Consider the following 25,897-nt stretch of genomic DNA (forward strand, 5'->3'; position numbering starts at 1 on the left):
CTTCCCCCGGCCCCCCATCCCCTCCTTTTCCCAAACTTTTTATCGCCGCTTCGCGGGGTGCTCCCACCTAGTTTGGCCTCGCTTTCCCCATCCCCTCCCTCAAGCGCCTTCGGGGCAAAGCCCCAAACAGCGGCTCTCCCTTCTCCCACCTCCTCGCGCAACCCTCCTTCTTTGGAGCGATTCGGGTGCCCCCGGCACCCGACAGCGGCTCTCACTCCCGCGCCGGCACGGACCAAGGCTTTCGAGAGTGGGTCAGCTGTGCATTTTTCGAGGGTCCGCCTGACCGCAGCGTACCCCAGTACGTGAGGATCAGGCGGGCCCTCGGAAAATGTGCAGATGGCCCGCTATCGGAAGCCGGACGCGCTCCGACAAGCGTAAAAAAAGGGCCCCGGCAACGCCGGAGCCCTTGTTTTTACGCTTGGCAGGAGCGCGCTACTTGATGAACAACATCTCTTGGTAGCTGGGCAGGGGCCAGAGGTCGTCGGCCACGATGCCTTCAAGGGCGTCGGCCACTTCGCGCACGGCGAGCATGGCGGGCAGGGTCTTCTCGACCTTGTACCTGGCGTCTTCCTCGATGGACTTGAAGTCCTCCTTGGCCACGATCTTTTCCAGGGCCACGATGCTCTGCTGGAGGTCACGCAGCTTGTCGGTGACTTCCTGGAGCAGGATGGTGCGGGGCTCAATGCCGGCGGCCTTGATGGACGCGGCGACCTGGGCCAGTTCGCCCTGGTAGCGGATGGCGGAGGGCAGGATGATGGTCTTGGCGACCTTGATGGTCAGCAGGGATTCGGTGACGATGTGCTGGCAGTACTGCTCGTGGTAGATCTCGTAGCGGGAGTGCAGCTCGTCCTTGGAGAGGACGCCGTACTTCTCGAAGACCGCGACCACGTCCTTGTCGATGATGGCGGGCAGCGCGTCCGGGGTGGTCTTCAGGTTGGGCAGACCGCGCTTGGCGGCTTCCTTCTGCCAGGCGTCGGCGTAGCCGTCGCCGTTGAAGATCACGTGGCCGTGCTTCTTCATGATCTCCTGCAGGACCTTCTGGCAGGCTTCCTTGAGACCGGCCTTCTTGCCGCCGGTGATCTTGGTGATCTCGTCGGTGATGAAGTCCAGTGACTCGGCCAGGATGGTGTTCAGGGCCACCTGGGCGCCGGCGATGGACTGGTTGGAGCCGACCGCGCGGAACTCGAAGCGGTTGCCGGTGAAGGCGAACGGGGAGGTGCGGTTGCGGTCGCCGGAATCCATGGGCAGCGGGGGCAGGGTGTCGACGCCCAGCTCGAGGCAGCCCTTGGACTTGCAGCCCTTGAGGTCGCCCAGTTCGATCTGGTTGAAGATCTCGGCCAGTTCCTCACCCAGGAAGATGGAGATGATGGCCGGCGGGGCCTCGTTGGCGCCCAGGCGATGATCGTTGCCTGCGGTGGCGACCACGGCGCGGAGCAGCTTGGAGTATTTTTCCACGGCGCGGATGGTGGCCGCGGTGACCGCCAGGAACTGCATGTTCTTGTGCGGGGTGTCGCCCGGGGAGTACAGGGAGCCCAGGGAGGGGGTGGAGATGGAGTAGTTCAGGTGCTTGCCGGAACCGTTGATGCCCGCAAAGGGCTTCTCGTGCAGCAGGCAGGCCATGCCGTACTTCTTGGCCACGGACTTCAGGGTGGTCATGACCATCTGGTTGTGGTCGGTGGCCAGGTTGGACTGCTCGTAGACCGGGGCGATCTCGAACTGGCCGGGGGCCACTTCGTTGTGGCGGGTCTTGACCGGCACGCCCAGCTTGTACAGTTCACGCTCGACCTCCATCATGAAGGAGAGCACGCGGCGCGGGATGGCGCCGAAGTAGTGATCGTCCAGCTCCTGGCCCTTGGAGGGTTTGGCGCCGAACAGGGTGCGTCCGCAGACCATCAGGTCGGGGCGGGCGAAGAAGAAGTTGCGGTCGACCAGGAAGTATTCCTGCTCCGGACCGGCGTTGGACACGACCATGGAGCCGTCGTCCGCGCCGAACAGCTTGAGGAAGCGGCGGCCGGCCTTGTTCAGGGCCTGGTTGGCGCGCAGCAGCGGGGTCTTCTTGTCCAGGGCGTGGCCTTTCCAGGAGACGAAGGCGGTCGGGATGCACAGGAAGGTGCCGTTGGGGTTCTCGAGGATGTAGGCCGGGTTGGTCATGTCCCAGGCGGTGTAGCCGCGGGCTTCGAAGGTGGCGCGCAGGCCGCCGGACGGGAAGGAGGAGGCGTCGGGCTCGCCCTGGATGAGCAGCTTGCCCTCGAATTCGGCGATGGCCCCGCCCGCGCCGTCGGGGTTCAGGAAGCTGTCATGCTTCTCGGCGGTCAGGCCGGTCAGCGGATAGAAGACGTGGGTGTAGTGCGTCGCGCCCTTGGCCATGGCCCATTCGCGCATGGCGGCGGCCACCGGACCGGCCACGGAGGGGTCCAGCTTCTCACCGTTCATCTTGGTCTTCATCAAGGATTTGTAGACTTCCTTGGGCAGCATCGCCTTCATGACTTTTTCGTTGAAGACGTTGCAGCCGAAGATCTCGGCCGGAGAGGTCTCCGCGAAATTCAGGGTCTCGGTGCTGGGTTGATAGTTGGTCACCGCATTGATTGCGTTCTGACGAGTCTGGTATCCGCTCATGTAATTCTCCTTCCAGGCAATTAAATATGGGTTTTCCGGCGTCCGGCCGGGCCAAAGGGCGCCTGACCCTTGTAGTCTAGACGCCCTTTATACCAAGTTATATGCCAAACACCGAAAAGGTCGTATATCCAGGCAGATACGCCAAAGCGATTTCCAGACGAAGCGTTTTTTACTACGAAAATGTAGTTTAACCCCTGTTTTCCGCCCTTTTGCCATGACATTTTTGTAAAAAAAAACGCATTTTTTCACAACCATGTCATTTCATTCCCTAAATCCTTGACGGAAATGAAAAGAAAAAAACGCCGTAACCTTGGGCACTTCGGTGGGGCCCGCCGGGGCGCGGGAGCGACGCTCCGGAAAAGCACAAAAATGGTATCCGGGCTCCCTCAAGGCGATACCGGGCGGGGAGGATCAGAACGGGGCTGCGGAGACGAACTCCAGGGGGACGCGGGAGACCGGGTGGCGGAAGCGCAAAAGCGAGGCGTGGAGCTTGAGCTGGCCCGGCCCGGTGCCGGTGCCGTAGAGGCGGTCGCCGACGATGGGAAAGCCGAGCCCCTTCTCGTGGGCGGCGTGCAGCCTAAGCTGGTGGGTACGGCCGGTGTGCGGCATGAACTCCACGCGGGTGCGCCCGTTCTCCACGGCGAGCCTGCGCCAACGGGTCACGCCGCGCTTGCCGTTCACCGGATCAAAGACCTGGTACGGGCGGTTGTCGGGGTCGAGGCGGAACTTCAGTTCGATGGTCCCGCCCTGCCCTTCGAGCACGCCGTCGATGAGCGCGATGTACCGCTTGCCCACCAGCCGGTCCATGAACTGGCCGGACAGGTCGCGGTGAGCCTCGGCGGTCAGGGCCAGGGCGAGCAGGCCGGACGTGTCCTGGTCCAGGCGGTGGACCGAGGGCTGGTCGATGCAGCCGGGGTAGCGGGCCTTGACCCGGGCGGCCACGCAGTCCTGGTTGGCCTCGCCCTTGCCGGGCACGGACAGCAGGCCGGAGGGCTTGTCCACGACCACGAGGACGTCGTCCTCGTAGACCACGTTCAGCCCGTCGGGGATGATCACTCGTCCTCCAGGCCGCAGAGCATGAAGCCGAGGATGCGGCCGCACTTGTCCAGGCAGGAGGGATAGAACCGCCCGTGCTCCCGGGTGCCGGAGCGGTTGGCCCGGCCGAAGTAGAATTCGGCCAGCCCGAGGGGGGTGAGGCCGTGGGCGGCGGCATAGCCGATCAGCTTGGGCGCGCAGCAGTCGCCCGTGCCCGTGGGCGCGTTGCCCTCGGGGTGCACGGCCAGAGGCAGGGGCACGACCCGGCCCCGGAAATTGGGCAGCCGGTACATGGCGTGGATCTCCTGCATGAGGGTCGCGGAGGCGCGCCTGCGCTTGTGGATGAGCCGATCGCGGGCGGGCGAGCCCAGGGGCTGCGCCACGATCTCGCGGCCCAGGACCTTGATGCGCTGTTCGGCCTCGAAGGTGTCCCGCCGGAACCGGGCGGTGTCGATCAGCGGCGGCGCCCAGCCGTCCAGCTCCCAGACGGAATTATACTGGCCCGAGAACGCCTTGAGCACCACGGTCGCGCCGAAACCGTCGACAGCCACGAGCACGCCGAACATCTGTCCCCCGGCCTTGCCGTAGAGGTAGTCGGTGGACAGCCTGGGGTCGGGCTCGGGCGAATCGAAGTCGATGCGCCCTGCGGCCTCCATGCGGTCGAACAGGTCGAGCGCCGGGCCGCGCGCCGGGCCGATGGGCAGGGTATGCTCCCGGCCGCAGCGGACGCACCAGCCACGGCAGGAGACGGCGGGGTCGAACTCCCCGAGGGGGCTAATCGATGTGGGCTGCATAGTGAAAACGCCCCGCCGCCCTCGGGCGGCGGGGCGGGTCTGTCGATGAGAGCGCGTCGGCGCTACTTGAGGTTCAGCCCTGCCGCGCCGCGGAACTCCACGGAGACGATCTCGTATTCGATCCGTCCGCGCGGGGCGTCCACGATGACCTCGTCGCCCTCCTCCTTGCCCAGGATGGCCTGGCCCATGGGGGAAAGCACCGAGATGGAGCCCTTCTTGTGGTCCGCGTCGTCCGGGCCGAGCAGGGTGAAGGTCCGCCGCTCCTCGGTGTCCAGGTCCTCCACCTCGACGGTGGCTCCGAATATGGCCCGTTCGCCGGAGAGGGTGTCCAGGTCGAGCACGTCGAACAGCGGCATGTGCGAATTGATGTAGGTGATGCGCGCTTCGAGCATGCCCTGGCGCTCGCGGGCGGCGTCATACCCAGCGTTCTCGGAAAGATCACCCTCGGCGCGCGCTTCCGCAATGGCCTGAATGATGGCCGGCCGTTGGGCCTTCAGATCTTCCAATTCCTGGGAGATCTTTTCAAATCCCTGTTTCGAAATGGGAATGCGATCCATGGTCAAAAAACCTCTCTAAAGTGTTTTCTCAGTCGGAAAGTAAAAAAAGATACAGGCCGCGCGGCGATCCTTGAAAAAGCTGCGCGGCTGCATATTCGTCAATCCAGCTGACTGAATGTTCAGATAGAACATCCAAACGTCTTGGTCAAGGGGCGTAGAATCCTCCTGCGCGCGGCGGCGCCGTCCAGGGCCTTACATATCATTAGTCCAATTAACAACCGGTTGACACGACCACGGCTTCTAATCCAAGAATAGACTTTTGCGGGAGTGTCGGCTACACCGGTCCCGCCGCTTTTTTTGCCGACCCCATTCGGGGCCGCCACACCACAACAGCCCGCCGCACACGCCGCGCACCGTCACGGGCGGGCACCGAATCTGGAGGAGAGGATGAAACGTATCACCATGCTGCCGGTCCTGGTTCTGAGCGCGTTTATGCTCATGTCCGGGCTGGCCTTCGCCAAGGATTTCACCATCGGTCTGATCCTGGTCGGCCCCTACAACGACAAGGGATACAGCCAGGCCCAGTATGAGGGCGGCAAATACGTCGAGGCCCACATGGACGGCGCCAGGCTGATCTACCTCGACAAGGTCAACCCCGCCGACCGTCCCGGCCTGACCATCCCGCAGGTGGCCGACGACCTGATCGAAAAGGGCGCGGACCTGATCATCGCCGGTTCCGACGACATGAAGGACGGCATCCTCGAAGCCGCCGCCCAGCACCCCGACAAGATTTTCGTTCACGCCTCGGGCGACTCCGCCTGGACCGGCAAGGCCCCGGCCAACCTGGGCAACCTGTTCGCCAAGATGATCTACTCCAAGATGATGGCCGGTTTCACCGCGGCCATGACCACCCAGACCGGCAAGATCGGCGTGGTCGGCCCGCTGATCAACGACGAGACCCGCCGTCTGATGTCCGCCGCCTACCTGGGCGCGCGCTACGCCTGGACCGAGGTGCGCGGCAAGGATGCCAAGGACCTGACCTTCAACGTCAAGTGGATCGGCTTCTGGTTCAACATCCCCGGCGTGACCGCCGACCCCACCCAGGTGGCAGGCTCCCTGTATGACGCCGGTTACGACGTGCTCATCTCCGGCATCGACACCCCCGAGGCCGTGACCGTGGCCAAGCAGCGCGCGGACGCGGGCAAGAAGGTCTGGGCCCTGCCCTACGACTACGAGAAGGCCTGCGAAGGCCAGGGCGGCATCTGCCTCGGCGTGCCCTATTTCAACTGGGGTCCGGGCTTCCTGAAGCTGGCCAAGGCCGTGGCCGACGGCTCCTACAAGCCCGGCTTCGAGTGGGTCGCCCCCTACTGGGCCGACATCAACAACGCCGACAAGTCCCCGGTGGGCTTCATGCCCGGCCCCGGCATGTCCGCCGAGACCAAGGCCGCGCTCGACAAGTTCATCGCCGAGCTCGGCTCCGGCAAGCTCGCCCTCTTCACCGGCCCGCTCAACTACCAGGACGGCACCCCGTTCCTGAAGGCCGGCGAAAAGGCCACCGACAAGCAGATCTGGTACATGCAGCAGCTGCTGCAGGGCATGGAAGGACTCTCCTCCCCCCAATAGGGATGATCGTTCTCAACGACATACATAAGCACTACGGCCGGGTTCGGGCCAACGACGGCATCAGCCTGACCCTCGAACCCGGCCGCATCTATGCCCTGGTCGGTGAAAACGGCGCGGGCAAGTCCACGCTCATGCGCGTGCTCGCCGGGCACACCCGGCCCACGTCCGGCGAACTGACCATCGGGGGCGAGACCCTGACCCACCTGACCCCGGCCCTGGCCAGGGAAAAGGGCGTGGGCATGCTCTACCAGGACCCCCTCGACTTCCCGGCCATGCCCGTGTGGGAGAACTTCCAGCTCGGCGCGCCCAAACGCAGCAAGAAGGAAGTGGTCGACATCATCGGCGAGCTCTCCTTCCGCCTGGACGCCTGCTTCCTGCCCGACGAGCCGGTCTCCAGCCTGACCGTGGGCGAGCGCCAGCTCCTGGAGCTGCTGCGCCTGCTCGACCTCGGGGCCACCACCCTGATCCTGGACGAGCCGACCACGGGCATCACCCCGGAGCAGAAGCAGGACCTCTTCGACCTGCTCATGAAGCTGGCCCGCGAAGAGGGCCACACCATCGTGCTCGTGACCCACAAGCTGTCCGAGGCCTTCGAGATGGCCGACTCCATCTTCATCATGCGCCAGGGGCGGTTGGTCTCCACCCTGACCCCGCCCTACGACGAGCACGAGCTGGTCCACCTCATGTTCGGCGAGGCCGCCGACGGCGAGGTGGAGCCCCTGCCCGAACTGCCCCCGGTCACCGATACGCCCCGCCTGGCCATGCACGACGTGCTCTTCGCCGGGCCCAAATACTCCATGGGCGGACTGAATTTCACGGCCAGGCCCGGCGAGTGCATCGGCCTGGCCGGGCTCGACGGCTCGGGCCAGGAGCTGTTCCTGCGCGGCCTGTGCGGCCTGGACCGCATGCCCGGCGGCGCCTTCGACCTGGACGGAACCCGGTTCGCGTCCAACGACTTCCGCGCCCTGCGCAAAGCCGGGGTCCAGTTCGTGCCCGCCGACAGGCTGGGGCTCGCCCTGTTCCCGAACCTGAACCTCATGGAGCACATCACCCTGGCCTTCCCGGACAAGTCGGGCGACCTCGGCGAGTTCTACCGCTCCCAGTGCGTGGACAAGTTCAACCTCCAGGCCCACCCGGACACCCACGCCGTGGCGCTGTCCGGCGGCAACCAGCAGCGGCTGCTGCTCTCGCTCATCCCGGACGAAACGAAACTGCTGCTCATGGAGCACCCCACGCGCGGCCTGGACGCGGGCTCGGCCCGTCAGGTCTGGAACCACCTCAAGCGGCGCTGCGCGGACGGGGCCACCCTGATCTTCTTTTCCCCGGACCTGGAGGAGGTGCTCGAGCACAGCCACCGGGTCATCGTCTTCTACGACCGGAACATGGCCGCCGTGGTCCAGGGCGACGACATCTCCATGGAGGTGGTCGGCGCGCTCATGGCCGGCAAGCGCTACGACGAGCTCAAGGAAGGTGCGGCATGAACCGCGACTCCCTCCTGGTCCAGACAGGCTGGCTCGCCCTGGCCCTGCTCCTGGCCCTGGTCCTGACCGTGATCGTGGCCTGGCCCGCCGGGGCCCCGCCGCTCGAGACCATCTACGTGCTCTTCAAGGGCGGGGTCAGCTCCTGGGCCAAGATCGGCCGCGTCCTGGCCGGATGGGTGCCCCTGACGCTCTGCTCCGTGGGGTTGCTCATCCCGTTCACGGCCCGGCTGTGGAACATCGGCGTGGAGGGCCAGGTCATCATGGGGGCCATCTTCGCCACCGCCGCGCTCAGGCCCTTCGAGGACGGCGGCGGAACCGGGGTCATCATCCTGGCCCTGGCCGCGTCCGTGGTCGGCGGCGCACTCTGGGCCCTGCTGGCCGGTCTGCTGCGCGTCTTCGGCCGGGTACACGAGATCTTTTCCGGCCTGGGGCTCAACTTCGTGGCCCTGGGCGTGACCCTGTGGCTCATCTTCGGCCCGTGGAAGCGGCCCGGCGTGGCCTCCATGTCCGGGACCAAACCGCTGGATATCTCCCTGTGGCTGCCCAGGCTCGGCAGCCTCTCCGTCAGCTGGGTGGGGCTGGCCCTGGCCTGCGCGGCCATCGTCCTGGTCTACATCCTGCTCTACCGCACCAAGTGGGGGCTCAGGATGCGCGCCGTGGGCGAGAACCCCAAGGCGGCCACCCTGTTCGCCCTGGGACCGCGCCGCCGCCTGCTCCAGGCCTTCATGCTCTGCGGCGGCCTGGCCGGGCTGGCCGGGGCCACCCAGGTCCTGAGCGTCTACCACCGGCTGCTGCCGAACATCTCGTCCGGCTACGGCTACACCGCCCTGCTGGTGGGCATGATGGCCTCGTTCCGGCTGTCCCTCGTGCCGTTCATCTGCCTGTTCTTCGCCATCCTCAACGTGGGTTCCATCCAGCTGCCGCTGCAGCTGGGCCTGGACTCCTCCCTGTCCGGCGTGATCCAGGGGATCATGGTCCTGTCCCTGTTCATCGTGCAGGGCCTGCGGCTGTGGCTGAAGCAAAGGAAGGAGAACGACTGATGGACACCTTCGCACTGACCATCGCGGCCGTATTGATGGCCGGAGCGCCCCTGGTCCTGGCCACCCTGGGCGAGACCCTGACCGAGAAGGCGGGCATCATCAACCTGTCGCTCGACGGATCCATCCTGCTGTCCGCCATGGCCGCCTTCGCCTGCTCGGCCACCTTCGACTCGCCCTGGCTCGGCATGCTCGCGGGCGCGGGCGTGGGCGCGGCCATCGCGGGCGTGCTCGGCGTCATCGGCATCTACCTGGGCCAGTCCCAGCTGGCCGTGGGCTTCATCCTGACCCTTTTGTCCCGCGATTTGGCCTACTTCCTGGGCCACAATTTTTCCCGCCAGCCCGGGCCGGACCTCGGCCTGTGGACCATCCCGGGCCTGGGCCACGCGCCCTTCGTGGGCCTGATCTTCGGCGCCCAGTCCCCGGTGGTCTACCTGAGCCTGGCGGCCATCGCCTTCTGCTGGTGGTGGATGTACCGCACCGAGGGCGGCATGCGCCTGCGGGCCGTGGGCGAGTCTCCGCGTGCGGCGTTCGGGCGCGGCATCCGCGTGCGGCTGGTCCGGCTGTACTACTGCCTGGCGGGCGGGGCCCTGGTGGGTCTGGCGGGGGGGGCGTACTCCCTGGCCGTGAAGCCCGGCTGGGGCAGGCCCCAGGGGTGCGAGGGCGCGGGCTGGATCGCCCTGGCCATCGTCATCTTCGGCGGCTGGCACCCGGTGCGCACCGCGCTCGGCGCGTTCTTCTTCGCCGCCCTGCAGGTATCCGGCATCTATCTCCAGGAGATCTTCCCGTCCATCCCGGCCCCGGTCTTCCAGGTGGCCCCCTTCCCGATGATGATCCTGACCCTGCTGGCCGTGAACATGGGCCGCATGGGCTGGGTCCAGGACATCGTCCGCCGCCACCCGTTCCTCAAGGCCTTCTCCAAAAGCTGGTCCATCGAGGCCCCGGCCGCCCTGGGCCAGGACTTCGATCCCAAGAAGGGACTTTGATCACAGGGTTCCCCGGCGGAATACTTCGCAGAGTCCCTTGCTCCGTAATGGGAAATGCGCTAATTCCCTTATAGTCCCTGAATTCATGGAGCCCCAATGGTAATGAGCGAACGCCCCACCGTGCTGGTTGTCGACGACAACCGACTGAACATCGACCTGCTGGTCGACGTCCTCAAGGATGACTACAAGCTGCTGGTGGCGCTCAACGGGGTCACGGCCCTGGACATCCTCTACAACGCGCTCCCGGACATCATCCTCCTGGACATCATGATGCCCGAGATGGACGGTTACGAGGTCTGCCGCAGGCTCAAGAGCGACGAGCGGACCAAGCAGGTCCCGGTCATCTTCATCACGGCCAAGTCGCAGAGCGAGGACGAGGCCAAGGGGTTGGCCCTCGGGGCCGTGGACTACATCACCAAGCCGGTCAACCCGGCCATCGTCCAGGCCCGCATCAGGACCCACCTGGCCCTGTACAACCAGAACCGGGAGCTGGAGGAAAAGGTCCGCAAACGGACGCTGGAACTCGAGAAGAGCAAGGAGAAGGCGGACGAGGCCAGCCGGGCCAAGTCGGCCTTCCTGGCCAACATCAGCCACGAGCTGCGCACCCCGCTGAACCACATCATGGGGCTGTCCAGCCTGCTGCTGGAGATCGACACCGACCCCGAGCGGCTGGAGCTGATCCGCCCGCTGCACGACGGGGCCGCCCAGCTGGCCGGGCTCTTCGACCAGCTCCTGGACCTGACCATGCTCGAGTCCGACGCCGTGCGCATCGACCGCAAGTTCTTCGACTTTCCCAAGGTGCTGTCCCGGCTGGCCGCCGTGTTCCACTCCTATGCCGTGAAAAAGGGCGTCGATTTCGAATTCATCGCCCACGGCGACCTGCCCGACACCCTGTACGGCGCACCGCTCGAGACCTCCCAGGCCCTGAACAACATCCTGCTCAACGCCTTCCGCTACACCGAAAAGGGCAAGGTCACCCTGGACGTGCGCATCGACCCGGACCACTTCGCCGGGGCGGCCCAGGACCGGGTCATGATCCGCTTCGCGGTCTCGGACACGGGCGTGGGCATCCCCTCCGACCGGCTGGAGACCATCTTCCACAGCTTCGAGATCGGCGAAAAGGTCATGACCAAGCGGCTCTCCGGCCCCGGCGTCGGCCTGACCATCTCCAAATATCTGGTGGAAAAGCTGGGCGGAAAAATCCGCGTGGAGAGCGTCCTGGGTCAGGGCAGCACCTTCTTCGTCTCCCTGCCCTTCTCCCTGAACATGGAAGGCGACGCCCGGCCCGAACCGGCCTAGTCCTCCGGCTCCGCAAAGGGGATGGAGAACCGGAAGCAGCTCCCCTTTCCGAGCACCGAATCCACCACCAGACGGCTCCCGTAATGGGCCACGATCTTCCGGCAGATGGACAATCCCAGTCCGGTGCCGAAGACGTGGGTGGAGCGTTTGTTCTCGTCCCTGCCCTGGTAGAAGATGTCGAAAATCCGTTCCCGCTCGTCCTCGGAGATGCCCCGCCCGGTGTCGCAGACCGAGAAGTACGCGCCCGCCACGGTCTTCACCGCGGACAGGGTCACGCTGCCCGCGTCCGTGTTCTTGAAGGCGTTGCTGAGCAGGTTGATGAGCACCTGGTGGATCTTGTCCTCGTCGGCCTTGATGGCCATGGGCTCGGTCAGGGACTGGACCACCAGCTTGACGCCCGGCCTCTCCTCGGCCAGCGCGCCCGAGGCCTCGGCGGCGCGGCGCAGGACCCGGTCCACGGACAGGGTCTTGTCGCGCCACTCCATGCGCCCGGCCTCGATCTTGCTCAGGTCCAGGAGGTCGTTGACCAGCCTGCCCAGCCGGTCCGCCTCCACGCGGACGATGGTCAGGTTCTTCTCGAACTGTCGCGCCTGGGCGCCCAGCGGGTCCAGGGGCCCGAGCACGGGCATGAACCGGGAGTTGAAATGCTTCTCCATGAGCCGCAGGAAGCCGATGATCGAGGTCAGCGGCGTGCGCAGCTCGTGGGAGGCCGAGGCCAGGAACATGGTCTTGGTCCGGTCCATGGCGATGAGCTCCTTCTCGGTCTCCCGGCGGCGGTCGATCTCGCTTTCCAGGTCCGCGCTGTAGGCGGTCAGCCGCTCCATGAAGGCGTTGAAATATCCCGCCATGAGGCCCAGCTCGTCGCGGGAGTGCTGCTCCATGCGCACGGAGAAGTCGCCGTCCGCGGCCCGGGCGAAGTTCTCCTGCAGCCGGTTGATGGGCCGGGTGATGAGCGCGCCGATGCCGAACGAGACCGGGATCATGAGCAGCACGGCCACGGCCAGGGCCGTGAGCATGACGTAGCCGATGGAGTCGAGCGGCTGCTGAAAATCCTCGTAGTAGCTGGACGAGGCCACCACCCAGCCCAGCTCCGGGATGTCCTTGAAGTAGACCACCTTCTTCTTGAGTTCCCTCTCTCCCGGATTGCGCCACATGTAGTCGAAATGCCCGTTGCGCTCACTGACGATGCGCTCGGCCACCGCGCGCTGCCCCGGCGAGTCGTAGTCGCGGTAGTGGAGCCCGCGCAGGTAGGGGTGGATGAGCAGGTAGCCGCTGTAGTCCAGGACGTAGGGATAGCCCGACCGGCCCGAGCGCAGCTCGAAGAACCGCTGGCGGAAGTCCTCCACGTTGACCAGCTGGACGAACTCCTCGCGGTAGGAGGAGGCGGAGATGATCCAGTCCCACGGTTCGAAATAAGTCATGTACACGGCCTTGGAGCGCCGCAGGGTCTCCAGGGGCTCCTTCCACTCGTAGGTCATGTACCCTTCCTTGCGCCGGATCTGCTCGCGCACGAAGGACAATCCGGACATGTCCACGCCGACCAGGCCGCGCTTGTGGTGCACGACCATGATGCCCTGGCTGTTCAGGCAGTACACCCGGCCCGTGCGGCCGATGGTCTGGCTCAGGAAGGCGTGGCGGGCCCGCTCCTTGGCCTCGGCCTCGGTCAGCCGCCCCCGCTTGACCTGGCGGTGGAGGTCCCGGGCCTCGTCCAGGCATTTCTCGGACACGGCCCGCATGTAGTTGCGGATGGACACGTCCACCGAGGCGCGGACCATGGTGCGCAGGGCCTCGGTGGTCTTGGCCAGCTCGTTTTCGATGTTCCGGCGCAGAATCTCCCTGACCTGGGCATGAATGATCCCCCCTGCCACCAGGAAGATGACCAGGAAAGCCCCGGCGTAGGCCACGTAGAGCTTGGTCCGTATGCGCGAATCGGTCAGGTGGAGCACGGCCTATCCTCCGGGCTCCAGGTCGAAGACCGGCTGGTAGTCGCGCGGCCCGAACAGTCCCTCGTAGGGATAGTTCGCGATGTTTTCGGTGGTCACCATGGGGATGAACGGCCCGGCGCGGAAGGGGAAATCCCGGCCCGGCACCTCGCCGTTGAAGATGCGGACCATCATGTCCACGGCCATGCGGCCCTGGTACACGTTCAGGTCGGCGGCCGCGGCCAGGACCTCCCCCCGGACGATATGGTCGTAGAGGGAGGGCATGATGTAGGACGAGACCACCGAGACCTTGCTCTCCAGCCCCATCTCCCGGAGAATCTCCGGCGCGGCCTCGGCGGCCACGGCGTTGCCCACCACGTAGTTCACGCCCTTGTGCTCGGCCAGGCTGCGACGCAGCAGGCGGGCCTGCTCCTCGCGCCCGGTGTCGCCCCAGGCCACGTCGACCACGTCCACGCGGCCCGGATAATACTCCATGGCCTCCATGAAGCCGCCCAGGGTCTCCGGGGCCCAGCCCGCGTTGCGCGGACCGGGCAGAAAAATGACGCGCAACGTGTCCAGCCCGGAATTCTCCGCGTGCTCGGCCACGTATTCGCCGACCAGGTAGCCGACCTCGTGGAAGGAAACCAGAGCCTTGGCGGACACGGCCGGGGCCAGGATGTCATTGACCACCTCCACCACCGGGATGCCCGCCTCGCGCAGCTCCTCGATGGCCGGGCCGCCGCCGTCGTAGTCCACGGCCGCGAGGATGACGCCGTCCACCCCGTCCTTGAGGTGGGCGCGCAGGTGCTCCACCTGCCGGGCCCCCTCGTTGTAGCCCCCGGCCACGGTCATGCGCACGCCCACGCCGAGCCGCCGGGCCTCGGCAATGATGCCGTAGTTCACGGCGACCCAGTAGGGGTCCTTGAGGTGCGGGACGCACACGCCCACGGTGTACCGGCCCGAGGGCGGCCGGGGGGGCGTCCACTCCTCGAGCTTGGGCCGGTTCAGGCTGTCCGCGGCCTGGCCCGGTGCCTTGCGGCCCGGATCGTAGATGCCGTACCAGCTCTTGACCGGGATGGGCCACCACGGGGGGACGTTGCCCTCGCCGAGCGCCGGGACGGCCGCCGCGAGCAGGGCCAGGGACAGCAGCACGCCCGCCCAGCGGAAGGCGTCGCCGCGCCGGAGCCGTCCGAAAATCATGAAGCCCTCCCCGGACAGACGTCCGCCAGGGCCTGTTCCAGCTTCGCCACTTCAATGGGCTTGACCACGTACCGGTCCATGCCCGCCGCCAGGAACTTCTCGCGATCCCCGACCATGGCGTAGGCGGTCACGGCCACGATGGGAATCCCGACCACATCCTCCCCGGCCTCTCCGGCGCGGATGGCCCGTGCGGTCTCCACGCCGTCCATGACCGGCATCTGGATGTCCATGAGGATGACGTCGAAGGACGCGGTCCGCAGGGCCTTGAGGACCTGCGCGCCGTTCTCCACGGCGACCACCGAGTGCCCGCACTTCTCCAGGATGCGCTGCATGACCAGGCTGTTGACCCGTTCGTCCTCGGCCAGGAGGATGGACAGCGGACGGCCCCCTGTCCGGCGGCGCGTTCCGGCGGCCTCGGCCGCCTGCGTCTCGCCGGCCCCTACCCCGAAGGGCAGGGATACGTACAGGGTGGTGCCCAACCCTTCCTCGCTCTCGATGGCCATGGTCCCGCCCATGAGGCCGACCAGGTTCCGGCAGATGGACAACCCGAGCCCGGCCCCCTGGTGCTGGCGGGTGTACCCGTGGCTGACCTGGGTGAAGGCGTCGAACAGGACGTCGACCATCCCGTCCGGGATGCCCACCCCGGTGTCGGACACGGTGAACAGGATGCGGTAGCCGTTCGGCACCGTGTCCGGCAGCCGGTGCGCGGCCATGACGATGCTGCCCGAGGTCGTGAACTTGAAGGCGTTGCCCAGGAGGTTGGTCAGGACCTGCTGGAGCCGGATGGCGTCCCCGACCACGTGGCGCGGGACGTTCTCGCCCAGCTCGCAGACCAGGGAGACCCCGGACTGGGTCGAGGTCAGCTTGAACAGGTCGCAGACCTGCTCGCAGGTCTCCACCAGGTCGAAGGGGGCGTTGCGCACCACCAGCTTGCCCGCCTCCACCCTGGACAGGTCCAGGATGTCGGTCAGCAGGTTCAGCAGCCGCCGCGTGGACTGGAGCGCGGCCCCGATGTACTCGGTCTGCTCCGGGGTCAGCCCGGTGGACTGCATGAGCTGGAGCATGCCCAGAATCCCGTTCAGCGGGGTCCGTATCTCGTGGCTCATGTTGGTCAGAAATTCCGTCTTGGAACGGCTGAAGGCCTCGGCCTGCTCCTTGGCCTCCCGCAGGGCGTCCTGGTCCAGCTTGCGCTCGCTGAAGTCCTCCAGGGTGGCGATGACCTCGGTGGGCGCGTGCCCCGGGTTCACGGGGTTGAACTGGACGTGCAGGTAGGACTCCCGCCTCCCGGTCTGCGAGGCGTAGTAGTCCTCATAGGACGAGGGGTGCCCGGCGATGGCGGTCTCCAGGGCCCGGCGCATCTTCTGGTTGGAGCCGTGCAGGATCTGGAAACCGATGAGCGTGTCCCGGATGGAGCCCATCATCTCCACGAAGCGGTCGTTGCAGTCCAGGATGCGCCCGTCATGGCTGAAGCGGATCATACCCAGCGGGGAGTTCTCGAAGATGACCCGGTGGCGGCGTTCGCTGTCCCGGAGCTCATCCTCGGCGCGCTTGCGGTCGGTGATGTCCCGGAACTCCACCGCGCGGACCATGCGGCCCTTGTAGGGGATGTTCTTGGACGCTATCCGCAGGGGGTATTCCTCGCCGTTCTTGCGCAGCCCCACCGTCTCGTAGGGGCGATCGAGCCGCTGGAGGGCCTTGTCCCTGACGTCGCCGCGCACGGACTCGGCCACAAGCTTGAGGCCGTCGATGCCGACCAGCTCCTCCTGGGTGTAGCCGGTGATGTCGGAGAGCCCCTGGTTGCAGTCGAGCAGAACGCCGTGGTCGTGGACGAAGATGCCCCCGAAGGAGGCGTTGTGCAGGACCTTGAAGCGCAGCTCGCTCTCCTTGAGCTCGTCCGAGATGCGCTTGCGCTCGGTGATGTCGCGGGCCACGCCGAGCACGCCGATGAGCTTGCCGTCGCTGTCGTACAGCGGGGTCTTGATGGTCTCCAGGTACTCCACGTGGCCGTCGTCGCGGTAGGTGACCTGCTCCTCGTTGACGCACGGCTTGCCCGACTCCATGGCCGCGCGGTCGTGCGCGCGGAAGAACTCGGCCAGATCGGCATCCACGAAATCGAAGTCCGTGTGGCCGACGATGTCGGCCTCCCTGGCCCCGTAGAGCCGCTCGAACCGGTGGTTGCAGAACAGGTAGACCCCATCCGCGTCCTTGACCCAGACCAGCTCGGGCATGGTCTCCATGAGGGTGCGCAGGTGGGCCATGTTAACCTTGAGCGCGCTGTTGGCGAGGTCGGCGGCCATCTTGGCCCGGCGCAGCTCCTCCTCGGCGGTCTTGCGGGCGTGGATGTCCTGGAGGGTGCCGACCATGCGGACAGGGCTCCGGTCATCGCCGGGCTCGGCCGCCTTGCCCCGGTCCAGGACCCACTTCCAGGTCCCGTCCGCGGCCTTGATGCGGATCTCGCACTCAAAGGACTCCCGCCGCTCCGCCGCCCCCCACAGGACCTTCTCGAGCGTGGCCCTGTCGTCCGGATGTACCAGCCCCATCCAGGTTTCGTAGGTGCCCGCGACGGCGCTGGGAGGGTAGCCCAGCAGCGTGGTCAGCTGCGGGCTGACAAAAACCTCCCCGGTCTCGCTGTTGAGATCCCAGACCGAGTCGTTGGCCGCGTCCAGGGCGAGCTTGAGCCGCTCCTCGCTGATCTGGACCGCCTCGCGGGCCTCCTCCTGGGCAGTCAGGTCGATGCCCATGCAGGTCACGTCCTGCACGGCCCCTGCGGTATCCAGACTCAGGACGTTGAACCAGGCGACGGTCCGCCGTGCCCCGTCGCGGGTGACGATCTCGTTGGTGTGGCAGGAGTGCGGGCCCACGTCGCTGCGGGCCATGGTGGTCCGGAATATCTCCCGGATGCCTTCGCGCTCGTCCTCGGGCAGGAAGATGTCGAACCAGCTCTTCCCGCGCACCTCGTCGAGGGTCCAGCCGGTCAGTTCGAGCAGATGGCGATTGGCGAAGACCACCCGCCCCTCGGTGTCCAGGCCGACGCCGATCTGGGGCATGTGTTCGAGGACGCTTCGCCAGCGCCGCTCCGCGCTCGAAAGTTCGGCCTCAAGCTCGGCTATGCGCTGTCCGCATTGCTCAATAGTATCGTATTCCACCAATTCCTCCGAGGGTTGAGCGGGCGCCGGTTGTGCGCGGAAGGCACCTCGCTCATTGCCTAGCATGAAAACAGGAGGGACGGAATACGATTAGAATCCGCCTCCCGCAGCCTCCAACGGCCCGCGCAAGCCCCATTACCCGCGGCGGAGAAATGTGCTATGCTGGTTTTCAGGGTCAGGAAAAACGGCATTCACCTTCAGCCCCGCGAAGCACAGGAACCAGCATGACCATCCCACTCCCGCCCAACCCCCATGCCGTCGGCGTGCTCCTGTTGACCGGCCTGGCCCTGGTCCTGTTCAGCCGCGACAGGCTCCCCCTGGAGACCTCCAGCCTGGTGGTCCTGGTCTGCCTGGCCGTGGGCTTCGAGGTCTTCCCCTTTACGGCGGACGGCGTGCGCCTCCGGGCCGCGGACTTCTTCCTCGGGTTCGGCAACGAGGCCCTGGTGGCGGTCTGCGCCCTGATGATCGCGGGCCAGGGCATCCTGCGCACCGGGGCGCTGGACCCCGTGGGCCGCTCCCTGGCCCGGTTCTGGCGGGTCAGCCCCGGCCTCTCCCTGCTCCTGACCCTGCTGCTCGGCGGGTTCATCAGCGCCTTCATCAACAACGTGCCCGTGGTGGTCCTGCTCCTGCCGGTGCTCATCAGCGTGTCGCTCAAGACCGACACCCCGGCGGCCAAGGTGCTCATGCCCATGGGCTTCTCCACCCTGCTCGGCGGCACGACCACGACCATCGGCACCTCCACCAACCTCCTGGTGGTGGCCGTGGCCATGGAGATGGGGCTGACCCCGTTCAACATGTTCGACTTCGCCGCGCCGGCCGTGCTCGCGGGCCTGCTCGGCGCGGCCTACCTCTGGCTCGTGGCCCCGCGCCTGCTGCCCGACCGCAAGATATGCATCGCCGATTCCTCGCCGAGGATTTTCACCGCCCACCTGGCCGTGACCGAAGGCGGCCCCCTGGACGGCCAGCCACTGCTCAAGGCCCTGGACATGACCGGCAACCGGATGAAGATCAATTCCCTGGAGCGCGGCGAGGGCAACCGGATCATGCTCCTGCCGGACGTGACCCTGGCCCCGGGCGACCACATGGTGGTCAGCGACACGCCGGAAAGACTCAAGGAATTCGAACGGATATTGAACGGCACCCTGTATCCGGCGGGGTCCGAGGACGAACCGGTCACCGAGGACAACCCCCTGAGCGACAAAGACCAGCAGATCGCCGAGATCGCCGTGTTCCAGGGCTCCCGGCTGCACGGGACCACCCTGAACGACGACCGGTTCTTCGAGCGCACCGGGCTCGTCGCCCTGGCCATCCACCGCTCGGGCAGGCGCTACGAGCGCGTAGAGGACCACGTGGGCGACATCCGGCTGCGCGTGGGCGACATCCTCCTCGTCCAGGGCCCGCGCCGGAACATCGCCGAGCAGAAGCGGAGCACCGATTTCCTGGTCCTCGACTCGACCATGGACCTGCCCTACTCCAGCAAGGCCCCCCTGGCCCTGGCCATCATGCTGGCCGTGATCGTGGCCGCGGCCGTCGGCGCGCTGCCCATCGCCATCGGCGCCACGGCGGGCGCCCTGCTCATGATCCTGACGGGCTGCCTGACCTGGCGCGACGCCACCCGCGCGCTGAGCGTCCAGGTCATCCTCATCGTGGTCACCAGCCTGGCGCTGGGCACGGCCATGATCAGGACCGGCGGGGCCCAGTACCTCGGCTCGGCCTTCGTGGCCCTGTCCGGAAACGCCTCGCCCGCCATGGTCTTAAGCGGCCTGATGCTGCTCATGGCCGGGCTGACCAACGTCATCTCCAACAACGCCACGGCGGTCATCGGCACGCCCATCGCCGTGTCCATCGCCCGGCAGATGGGGCTGCCCGCCGAGCCCTTCGTCCTGGCCGTGCTCTTCGGGGCGAACATGAGCTACGCCACGCCCATGGCCTACAAGACCAACCTGCTGGTCATGAACGCGGGCGAGTACGCCTTCTCCGACTTTCTCAAGGTGGGCGTGCCCCTGGTCCTGATCATGTGGGGGGCGTTCTCGTTCCTGTTGCCTTTCTTCTACATGTGACGCATCCTGGCGCATACCGGGGCCTGCCCCCGCGCCGCAACCGGCCCGTCCCATCGGGCGGCCCGACAATCAGAAACAAGAGCCCATGAAAAGACCGAAAGAACCGAAGATGATCATCGGCTGGCGGGAGTGGATCGCCCTGCCGGACCTGAACGTGCCCGCCATCAAGGCCAAAGTGGACACCGGGGCGCGGACCTCGGCCCTGCACGCCTTTGACGTCGAACCGTTTGAGCGCGACGGCATCCGTTTCGTATCCTTCAACATCCATCCCCTGCAGGGCGACGACGACCTGGTCATCCCCTGCACGGCCCCCCTGGTGGATCGCAGAAAAGTCACCAATTCGGGTGGACAAAGCCAGAACCGCCATGTCATAGCCACCACCCTGCTTCTGGCCGGGCGGGCCTGGCCCATCGAACTGACCCTGACCAACCGGGACGAGATGAAGTTCCGCATGCTCCTCGGACGCAACGCCATGTCCGGGCGGCTGCTCGTGGACCCGTCCCTGTCCATGCAGGCCGGAAACGCTCCCGGCAAACGAGCGTACGCAAAACGGAACAAAGGATAACAGCCCATATGAAAATCATCATCCTTTCGCGCAAGGCCAGCCTGTACTCCACCACGGCCCTGGTCGATGCCGGAAAGGCTCGCGGTCACGAGGTGGAGGTCATCAATCCCCTGCGCTGCTACATGAACATCACCTCGCACAGCCCGTCCATCCACTACAAGGGCGAGCGGGTGGAGTCCGTGGACGCGATCATTCCGCGCATCGGCGCGTCCATCACCTTCTTCGGCTGCGCCGTGGTGCGCCAGTTCGAGATGATGGGCGTGTACAGCCTGAACGAGTCCATCGCCATCACCCGCTCCCGCGACAAGCTGCGCAGCCTGCAGTTGCTCTCGCGCAAGGGCATCGGCCTGCCGGTCACGGGCTTCGCCAGCTCCACCAAGTTCACCGGCGACCTCATCGACGTGGTCGGCGGCGCGCCCCTGGTGGTCAAGCTGCTGGAGGGCACCCAGGGCATCGGCGTGGTCCTGGCCGAGACCCGGCACGCGGCCGAAAGCGTCATCCAGGCCTTCCAGGGGTTGAACGCCAACATCCTGGTCCAGGAATACATCAAGGAAGCAAAGGGATCGGACATCCGCTGCCTGGTGGTCGGCGGCAAGGTGGTCGCGGCCATGCGGCGCACGGCGGGCAAGGGCGAGTTCCGCTCCAACATTCATCGCGGCGGCAGCGCCGAGCCGGTCAAGATCACCCCGGAGGAGCGCTCCACGGCGGTCCGGGCCGCCCGGATCATGGGCCTGAACGTCTGCGGCGTGGACCTCTTGAGATCCAACCACGGCCCGGTGGTCATGGAGGTCAACTCCTCTCCCGGCCTGGAGGGCATCGAGAAGGCCACGGGCATCGACATCGCGGACAAGATCATCGAGTTCATCGAAAAGAACGCCAAGCCCGGCAAGACCAAGACGCGCGGCAAGGGCTAGGCCGGCGCGGAGACAAGGGGAGAGGCCAATGACCAGAGCGCCCGTCACCATCGGCGACACGACCGTGCACGCGGGCAGCCGCGCCACGGTGCTCCTGCCCGTGCCCGACACCTTCCTGCGCCAGGGCTCGGCCATGCCGGTCCACGTCTTCCACGGCAGGCGCGAGGGCCCGTCCCTGTTCGTCTGCGCGGCCATCCACGGCGACGAACTCAACGGCGTGGAGGTCATCCGGCGGCTGCTGCGCCTGAAAAGGCTCAACCAGCTGGCCGGGACCCTGTACGCCATCCCCATCGTGAACATCTACGGGTTCATGGCCAACACCCGCTACCTGCCGGACCGCCGCGACCTGAACCGGTTCTTCCCCGGCAAGGAGGGCGGGTCCCTGGCCTCGGAGCTGGCCTCGGTCTTCTTCGAGAACGTGGTCAAAAAATGCGGCTACGGCATCGACCTGCACACCGGCTCCAACCACCGCCGGAACCTGCCGCACATCCGGGGCGACATGGAGGACCCGGTGGTCCTGGCCATGGCCGAGGCCTTTGGCGCGCCCCTGGCCCTGGACCTGTCCGGCCTGGAGGGCTCCCTGCGCGCGGCGGCCAAGGAGAGCGGCGTGCGCGTCCTGCTCTTCGAGGCGGGCGAGCCCCTGCGCTTCGACGAATTTTCCATCCGCGCCGGGCTGCGCGGCATCACGTCCGTGCTCGAATCCCTGGGCATGCTCCCGGCGGGCAAGCGCAAACGCCGACAGGTCCCGTTACAGATCGCCACGGACCGGGCCTGGTGCCGGGCCCCGGCCAGCGGGCTGTTCCGGGCAGCGGCCAAGCTCGGCCAGCACGTCGCCGAGGGCGAAATCCTCGGAACCATCCACGACCCCATCGACGGCAAATCCACGGCCCTGATCGCGCCCCGGGACGGGGTGATCATCGGCGACCAGTCCCTGGCCTCGGTCTACAAGGGCGATGCCGTCATGCACATCGCCCGGTTCGACGCGCCGCGCCAGGCCCAGGCCTCAGTGGACGAGTATTCGGAAATGGTCATGGACGCCAGGGTGGCGCGCTGACTGGAAGGAGCGTCAATGCGCCGGACTCAGCCCTTGGGCCCCATCAGGAGCCAGAACAGGAAACCGAGCACCGGGAAGAGCAGCACCAGCACGATCCACAGGACCTTGCCGCCGGTGCCCGCCGAACTCTGGAAAATCTTGACCAGCGCATAGACGTCCAGCACCAGAACGAGCAGTCCGAGCAATCCGCCAAATCCCATCATAGCAATCCACTCCAGCGTTCGAATGAATGTTTGAGCGCCTCCGCCGGAACCGTTCTCCAGGAAAGACGATACCCTACCTTAGCACATTTTCCTCCCCGCGCACAACGTGGAATCCGCGATCACGACTCCCCGTCCCGTTCCCGGCCGGGGTCCTGCAACAGCACGCGGCGCTTGGGCAGGCACTGGGGACAATGGGCGTTGAGGTAGACGATCAGCCCCTCGCGCACCAGGCAGCGCAGGTCCCACGCCTTCGAGGCGTCCGGCGAGCTGACGATGGCCCGCAGGGTCATGGACTCCGCCCCGGCGTCGGTCACCTGGAGCGCGCAGGTCTTGCCGTTCCACAGCCCCCCGGCCCCCTCGCACAGCCGTTTCAGCTCGGCCCGCAGCGGTTCGAGCGGGGTGGCGTAGTCCACCTGGAGAAAGACCGAGCCGATGATCTCGGCCGACTTCTTGGTCCAGTTCTGGAACACGGTCTCGGTGAAATAGGTGATCGGCACCACCAACCGGCGCATGTCCCACAGCCGGACCACCACGTAGGTGAAGGTGATCTCCTCGATGCGCCCCCACTCGTTCTCGACGATGACCACGTCGTCCAGGTTGATGGGGTGGGCCAGGGCGATCTGGATGCCCGCGATGATCGCCCCGAAGGTCTTCTGGGCCGAGATGCCGAGCACGATGCTGAGCACGCCTGCCGAGGCCAGCATGGTCCCGCCCAGCAGGCGGAAGCGCTCGAACTGCATGAGGATGGCGGCCGCCGCCGCGAACCAGACCATGATGACGATGAGCCGGTGCAGGATGCGCACCTTGGTCTGGACCTCGCGCGCGCCCTGGTTGTCCTCCACGTCCATGTTGTACTTCCAGCGGACCAGGCCGGTCAGGGCCGACAGCACCAGGGTGGCCGCCCAGGCCGCCAGCAGGACCCAGGCCGTGTTCATGGCCGTCACCGCCGGGCCGGACCAGCCCTCGGGCAGCTTGGACGGCGCGGCCAGGATGGACAGGGCCACGGCCGAGGCGAAGACCGTCAGGAACAGGACCACCCGCCGCTTCAGGGACCGCGACAACAGCTCGCGCAGGTCGCGCCAGCGCCGGGCCTGGCCGCCCTTGAACAGCCGGATCAGGGTGAACGCGGCCACCCCGACCACCAGCGCCAGAAGTATCCTGATCAGCCAACCGACCATATCCGTCGAATCCATGTCCAACTCCCTTGATGGCTTTTTCCGTGGGAAAACGGTTTCATCCGCTGCCGATACGATATATCATATTTGGAGTTTACGGCAACGACAGCGCGCGCGGCACCCCGTGCCGCCACGGAGGATGAACCGGAGGAGTCCATGGCCAGATTCCTGAAAAAGTATGACCAGACGGCGGGCAAACCGCCGGGATCGCTCATCTTCGTCGGCCAGCAAAAGACCGACGAGCCCCGCCTGCGGATCATCGACTACGACGACGACACCCTGCGCGACGAGGTCCTCCGCGACGCGGACGTGCTCACCCCGTGCCTGACCAGCAGGACCACCTCCTGGCTCAACGTGGACGGCCTGCACGTGCCCGAGGTCATGGAACGCGTGGGCGCGGCCTTCTCCATCCCCCCGCTCATCCTCGAAGACATCGTCAACACCGGCCACCGGCCCAAGATGGACGAGTCCCCGGACCTCGTGTTCATCACCCTGAAAATGCTCTCCATCAACGAGGACCACGACCGTATCCTCTCGGAACAGCTCTCCTTCGTGCTCACCGGCCGTTGCCTGATCACCTTCCAGGAACAGCCCGGCGACGTGTTCGAGCCCGTGCGCGAACGCATCCGCCGCCAGTCCGGCAGGCTGCGCCAGCGCGGCCCGGACTACCTGCTCTACGCCCTGCTCGACTGCGTGTTCGAAAACTACCTCAAGGTCATCGAGATCCTGGGCGACCGCATCGAGGCCTTTGACGAGGACCTCCTGGACGCCCCGGACCCGGAACTGCTCGAAGAGATCAACGTCTACCGCCGCGAAATGGCCTTCGTGCGCCGGGCCGTGCGCCCGGCCCGCGAGATCGCCCTCAAGCTGGTCAAGACCGAGAACGATCTCGTCAGCGACGAGATCAACCCGTACCTGCGCGACCTCGAGGACATGGCCGAACAGATCGCCGAGGCCGTGGAAACCTACCGCGAGATGCTCAACGACCACCTGAACAGCTACAACATGGCCGTGGCCAACCGCCTCAACGACGTCATGAAGTTTCTGACCATCTTCGCCACCATCTTCATCCCCCTGTCCTTCCTGGCCGGGCTGTACGGCATGAACTTCGAGTTCATGCCCGAGTTGAAGATGCGCTACGGCTACTTCTTCCTGCTCGGCGGCATGGCCTGCGTGGCCGTGGGCATGCTCCTGTATTTCAAGAAACGAAAATGGATCTAGTCCCCCCAAAAGGAGGCCCCTCATGGAAAAGACCCCGTCCGCCCCGGACCTGAACCAACCCAAGACCGGACTGACCACCTGGCAGAAAATCCGCCTCGGCAGCATCGCCGCCCTGGTCGTCCTGTGGATCGTCTTCCTGCTCCAGAATACCGAACAGACACAGGTTTCGTTCCTGTGGTTCACCTTCGCCACCTCGCGCATCCTGCTCCTGCTCGGCACCCTGCTCGTCGGCGCGATCTTCGGCGCGGTCCTGACCTACCGGCTGTGCGTCAAAAGCAAAAAATCCCAGCCCAAGCCGCCCACATTCTCCTAACCGGCCGCCCCCCCTTGCAGTCCGCAAAAAACAACGTATCATCGGAAGAACAGGCAAGACGAGTACGAAAACCCAAGGATTGACCATGAAACAGACCACACTCCATCGGGCATTGCCCGCGTTCGCCGCCCTGCTGCTGACCCTGGCCCTGGCCGCCACGGCCAGCGCGCAGACCTGGAAGGTGGACCCGGACCACTCCGCCGCCCACTTCTCCATCCGGCACATGATGATCGCCCAGGTGCGCGGCATGTTCCCGGCCGTGACCGGCTCCATCGAATTCGACCACGACAAGCCCACCGCCTTCGACATCACCATCGACGTGAACAGCATCGACACCGGGGTCGAGGCGCGCGACGCCCACCTCAAGAGCGGCGACTTCTTCGCGGCCGAAATACACCCGACCATGACCTTCAAGAGCACCCGGGTCTTCCCGACGGACAAGGGGTTCACCGTGGCCGGCGTCCTGACCATCAAGGGCACCTCCCATGACGTGGAACTGACCGTCACCGGCCTCGACGACCCGCGCGTCGATCCCTGGGGCAACACCCGCAAAGGGGCCACCGCCCTGTTCTCCATCGACCGCCGCGACTACGGCGTCGACTGGAACGCCCCCCTGGATGGCGGCGGCTTCATGGTCGGCAATACGGTCAACATAGCCGTCGACCTCGAAGCCATCCAACCCAAGTAGACAACAACAATTAAAAGGGCCCGGCGCTGACGCGCCGGGCCCTTTTTTTGTCGCCTCCGGCGGCCGGG

At 66.1% G+C, this 25,897-nt stretch carries 21 protein-coding genes; 12 read left to right on the top strand and 9 right to left on the bottom strand.

Going from position 1 to position 25,897, the window contains the following annotated elements:
• Positions 1-432 precede the first annotated feature (432 nt).
• The 4 genes from AB6M95_RS15165 to greA all read right to left on the bottom strand — a co-directional run bounded on the left by AB6M95_RS15165 (position 433) and on the right by greA (position 5,002).
• Positions 433-2,616 (bottom strand): glutamine synthetase III family protein, encoded by a 2,184-nt coding sequence (locus AB6M95_RS15165; RefSeq protein WP_371387591.1) that lies wholly within the window; start codon positions 2,614-2,616, stop codon positions 433-435.
• Positions 2,617-3,027: 411 nt separating this feature from the next.
• Positions 3,028-3,672 carry an RluA family pseudouridine synthase gene (locus AB6M95_RS15170; protein ID WP_371387592.1) on the bottom strand — a complete coding sequence of 215 codons (645 nt, stop codon included), beginning with the start codon at positions 3,670-3,672 and terminating at the stop codon, positions 3,028-3,030.
• Positions 3,669-4,445 (bottom strand): hypothetical protein, encoded by a 777-nt coding sequence (locus tag AB6M95_RS15175; RefSeq protein ID WP_371387593.1) that lies wholly within the window; start codon positions 4,443-4,445, stop codon positions 3,669-3,671. The genes AB6M95_RS15170 and AB6M95_RS15175 overlap by 4 nt, the downstream gene beginning before the upstream one ends.
• A 62-nt stretch (positions 4,446-4,507) precedes the next feature.
• Positions 4,508-5,002 (bottom strand): transcription elongation factor GreA, encoded by a 495-nt coding sequence (gene greA / locus AB6M95_RS15180; RefSeq protein WP_371387594.1) that lies wholly within the window; start codon positions 5,000-5,002, stop codon positions 4,508-4,510.
• A gap of 387 nt (positions 5,003-5,389) precedes the next feature.
• Here greA and AB6M95_RS15185 point away from each other — a divergent pair, with 387 nt between their 5' ends.
• The 5 genes from AB6M95_RS15185 to AB6M95_RS15205 all read left to right on the top strand — a co-directional run bounded on the left by AB6M95_RS15185 (position 5,390) and on the right by AB6M95_RS15205 (position 11,368).
• Entirely contained in the window at positions 5,390-6,565 is a 1,176-nt protein-coding gene (locus tag AB6M95_RS15185; RefSeq protein ID WP_371387595.1) for a BMP family lipoprotein, read from the top strand.
• A gap of 2 nt (positions 6,566-6,567) precedes the next feature.
• Positions 6,568-8,046 carry an ATP-binding cassette domain-containing protein gene (locus tag AB6M95_RS15190; protein ID WP_371387596.1) on the top strand — a complete coding sequence of 493 codons (1,479 nt, stop codon included), beginning with the start codon at positions 6,568-6,570 and terminating at the stop codon, positions 8,044-8,046.
• Complete coding sequence (locus AB6M95_RS15195) at positions 8,043-9,086, top strand: ABC transporter permease (protein ID WP_371387597.1); 1,044 nt, start codon at positions 8,043-8,045, stop codon at positions 9,084-9,086. The genes AB6M95_RS15190 and AB6M95_RS15195 overlap by 4 nt, the downstream gene beginning before the upstream one ends.
• A complete protein-coding gene (locus AB6M95_RS15200) occupies positions 9,086-10,069 on the top strand; it encodes an ABC transporter permease (protein ID WP_371387598.1) in 984 nt (327 codons plus the stop codon). The genes AB6M95_RS15195 and AB6M95_RS15200 overlap by 1 nt, the downstream gene beginning before the upstream one ends.
• A gap of 102 nt (positions 10,070-10,171) precedes the next feature.
• Positions 10,172-11,368, top strand: coding sequence for a hybrid sensor histidine kinase/response regulator (locus tag AB6M95_RS15205; protein ID WP_371387599.1), 1,197 nt, complete (start codon positions 10,172-10,174; stop codon positions 11,366-11,368).
• Here the strand turns inward: AB6M95_RS15205 and AB6M95_RS15210 are convergent.
• The 3 genes from AB6M95_RS15210 to AB6M95_RS15220 are packed head-to-tail and all read right to left on the bottom strand — an operon-like array spanning position 11,365 to position 17,636.
• Positions 11,365-13,314 (bottom strand): cache domain-containing protein, encoded by a 1,950-nt coding sequence (locus AB6M95_RS15210; protein WP_371387600.1) that lies wholly within the window; start codon positions 13,312-13,314, stop codon positions 11,365-11,367. The genes AB6M95_RS15205 and AB6M95_RS15210 overlap by 4 nt on opposite strands.
• A 3-nt stretch (positions 13,315-13,317) precedes the next feature.
• Complete coding sequence (gene torT, locus AB6M95_RS15215; protein ID WP_371387601.1) at positions 13,318-14,490, bottom strand: TMAO reductase system periplasmic protein TorT; 1,173 nt, start codon at positions 14,488-14,490, stop codon at positions 13,318-13,320.
• Positions 14,487-17,636 carry a PAS domain S-box protein gene (locus AB6M95_RS15220; protein WP_371387602.1) on the bottom strand — a complete coding sequence of 1,050 codons (3,150 nt, stop codon included), beginning with the start codon at positions 17,634-17,636 and terminating at the stop codon, positions 14,487-14,489. The genes torT and AB6M95_RS15220 overlap by 4 nt, the downstream gene beginning before the upstream one ends.
• A gap of 224 nt (positions 17,637-17,860) precedes the next feature.
• On the opposite strand from AB6M95_RS15220, the gene AB6M95_RS15225 reads away from it, so the two are divergent.
• The 4 genes from AB6M95_RS15225 to AB6M95_RS15240 all read left to right on the top strand — a co-directional run bounded on the left by AB6M95_RS15225 (position 17,861) and on the right by AB6M95_RS15240 (position 22,229).
• Entirely contained in the window at positions 17,861-19,696 is a 1,836-nt protein-coding gene (locus AB6M95_RS15225; RefSeq protein WP_371387603.1) for an SLC13 family permease, read from the top strand.
• An 85-nt stretch (positions 19,697-19,781) separates the two neighbouring features.
• Entirely contained in the window at positions 19,782-20,261 is a 480-nt protein-coding gene (locus tag AB6M95_RS15230) for an ATP-dependent zinc protease family protein (RefSeq protein ID WP_371387604.1), read from the top strand.
• An 8-nt stretch (positions 20,262-20,269) separates the two neighbouring features.
• The gene (rimK, locus tag AB6M95_RS15235) at positions 20,270-21,175 is read left to right on the top strand and encodes a 30S ribosomal protein S6--L-glutamate ligase (protein ID WP_371387605.1); all 906 of its coding nucleotides are present in this window, start codon (positions 20,270-20,272) and stop codon (positions 21,173-21,175) included.
• Between the two features lie 28 nt (positions 21,176-21,203).
• Positions 21,204-22,229 (top strand): succinylglutamate desuccinylase/aspartoacylase family protein, encoded by a 1,026-nt coding sequence (locus AB6M95_RS15240; protein WP_371387606.1) that lies wholly within the window; start codon positions 21,204-21,206, stop codon positions 22,227-22,229.
• Between the two features lie 26 nt (positions 22,230-22,255).
• Here AB6M95_RS15240 and AB6M95_RS15245 read toward each other — a convergent pair whose 3' ends face one another.
• Positions 22,256-22,432 (bottom strand): PLDc N-terminal domain-containing protein, encoded by a 177-nt coding sequence (locus AB6M95_RS15245; RefSeq protein WP_371387607.1) that lies wholly within the window; start codon positions 22,430-22,432, stop codon positions 22,256-22,258.
• A 119-nt stretch (positions 22,433-22,551) separates the two neighbouring features.
• Positions 22,552-23,625, bottom strand: coding sequence for a mechanosensitive ion channel family protein (locus AB6M95_RS15250; RefSeq protein WP_371387608.1), 1,074 nt, complete (start codon positions 23,623-23,625; stop codon positions 22,552-22,554).
• Between the two features lie 138 nt (positions 23,626-23,763).
• Here AB6M95_RS15250 and corA point away from each other — a divergent pair, with 138 nt between their 5' ends.
• From corA to AB6M95_RS15265, 3 genes are all read left to right on the top strand, one after another.
• Positions 23,764-24,828 (top strand): magnesium/cobalt transporter CorA, encoded by a 1,065-nt coding sequence (corA, locus tag AB6M95_RS15255; RefSeq protein ID WP_371387609.1) that lies wholly within the window; start codon positions 23,764-23,766, stop codon positions 24,826-24,828.
• Between the two features lie 22 nt (positions 24,829-24,850).
• The gene (locus AB6M95_RS15260; RefSeq protein ID WP_371387610.1) at positions 24,851-25,141 is read left to right on the top strand and encodes a hypothetical protein; all 291 of its coding nucleotides are present in this window, start codon (positions 24,851-24,853) and stop codon (positions 25,139-25,141) included.
• Positions 25,142-25,226: 85 nt separating this feature from the next.
• Complete coding sequence (locus AB6M95_RS15265; RefSeq protein WP_371387611.1) at positions 25,227-25,829, top strand: YceI family protein; 603 nt, start codon at positions 25,227-25,229, stop codon at positions 25,827-25,829.
• Positions 25,830-25,897: the final 68 nt, after the last annotated feature.

This window comes from Pseudodesulfovibrio karagichevae (assembly GCF_041414475.1).
Classification (GTDB): domain Bacteria; phylum Desulfobacterota; class Desulfovibrionia; order Desulfovibrionales; family Desulfovibrionaceae; genus Pseudodesulfovibrio; species Pseudodesulfovibrio karagichevae.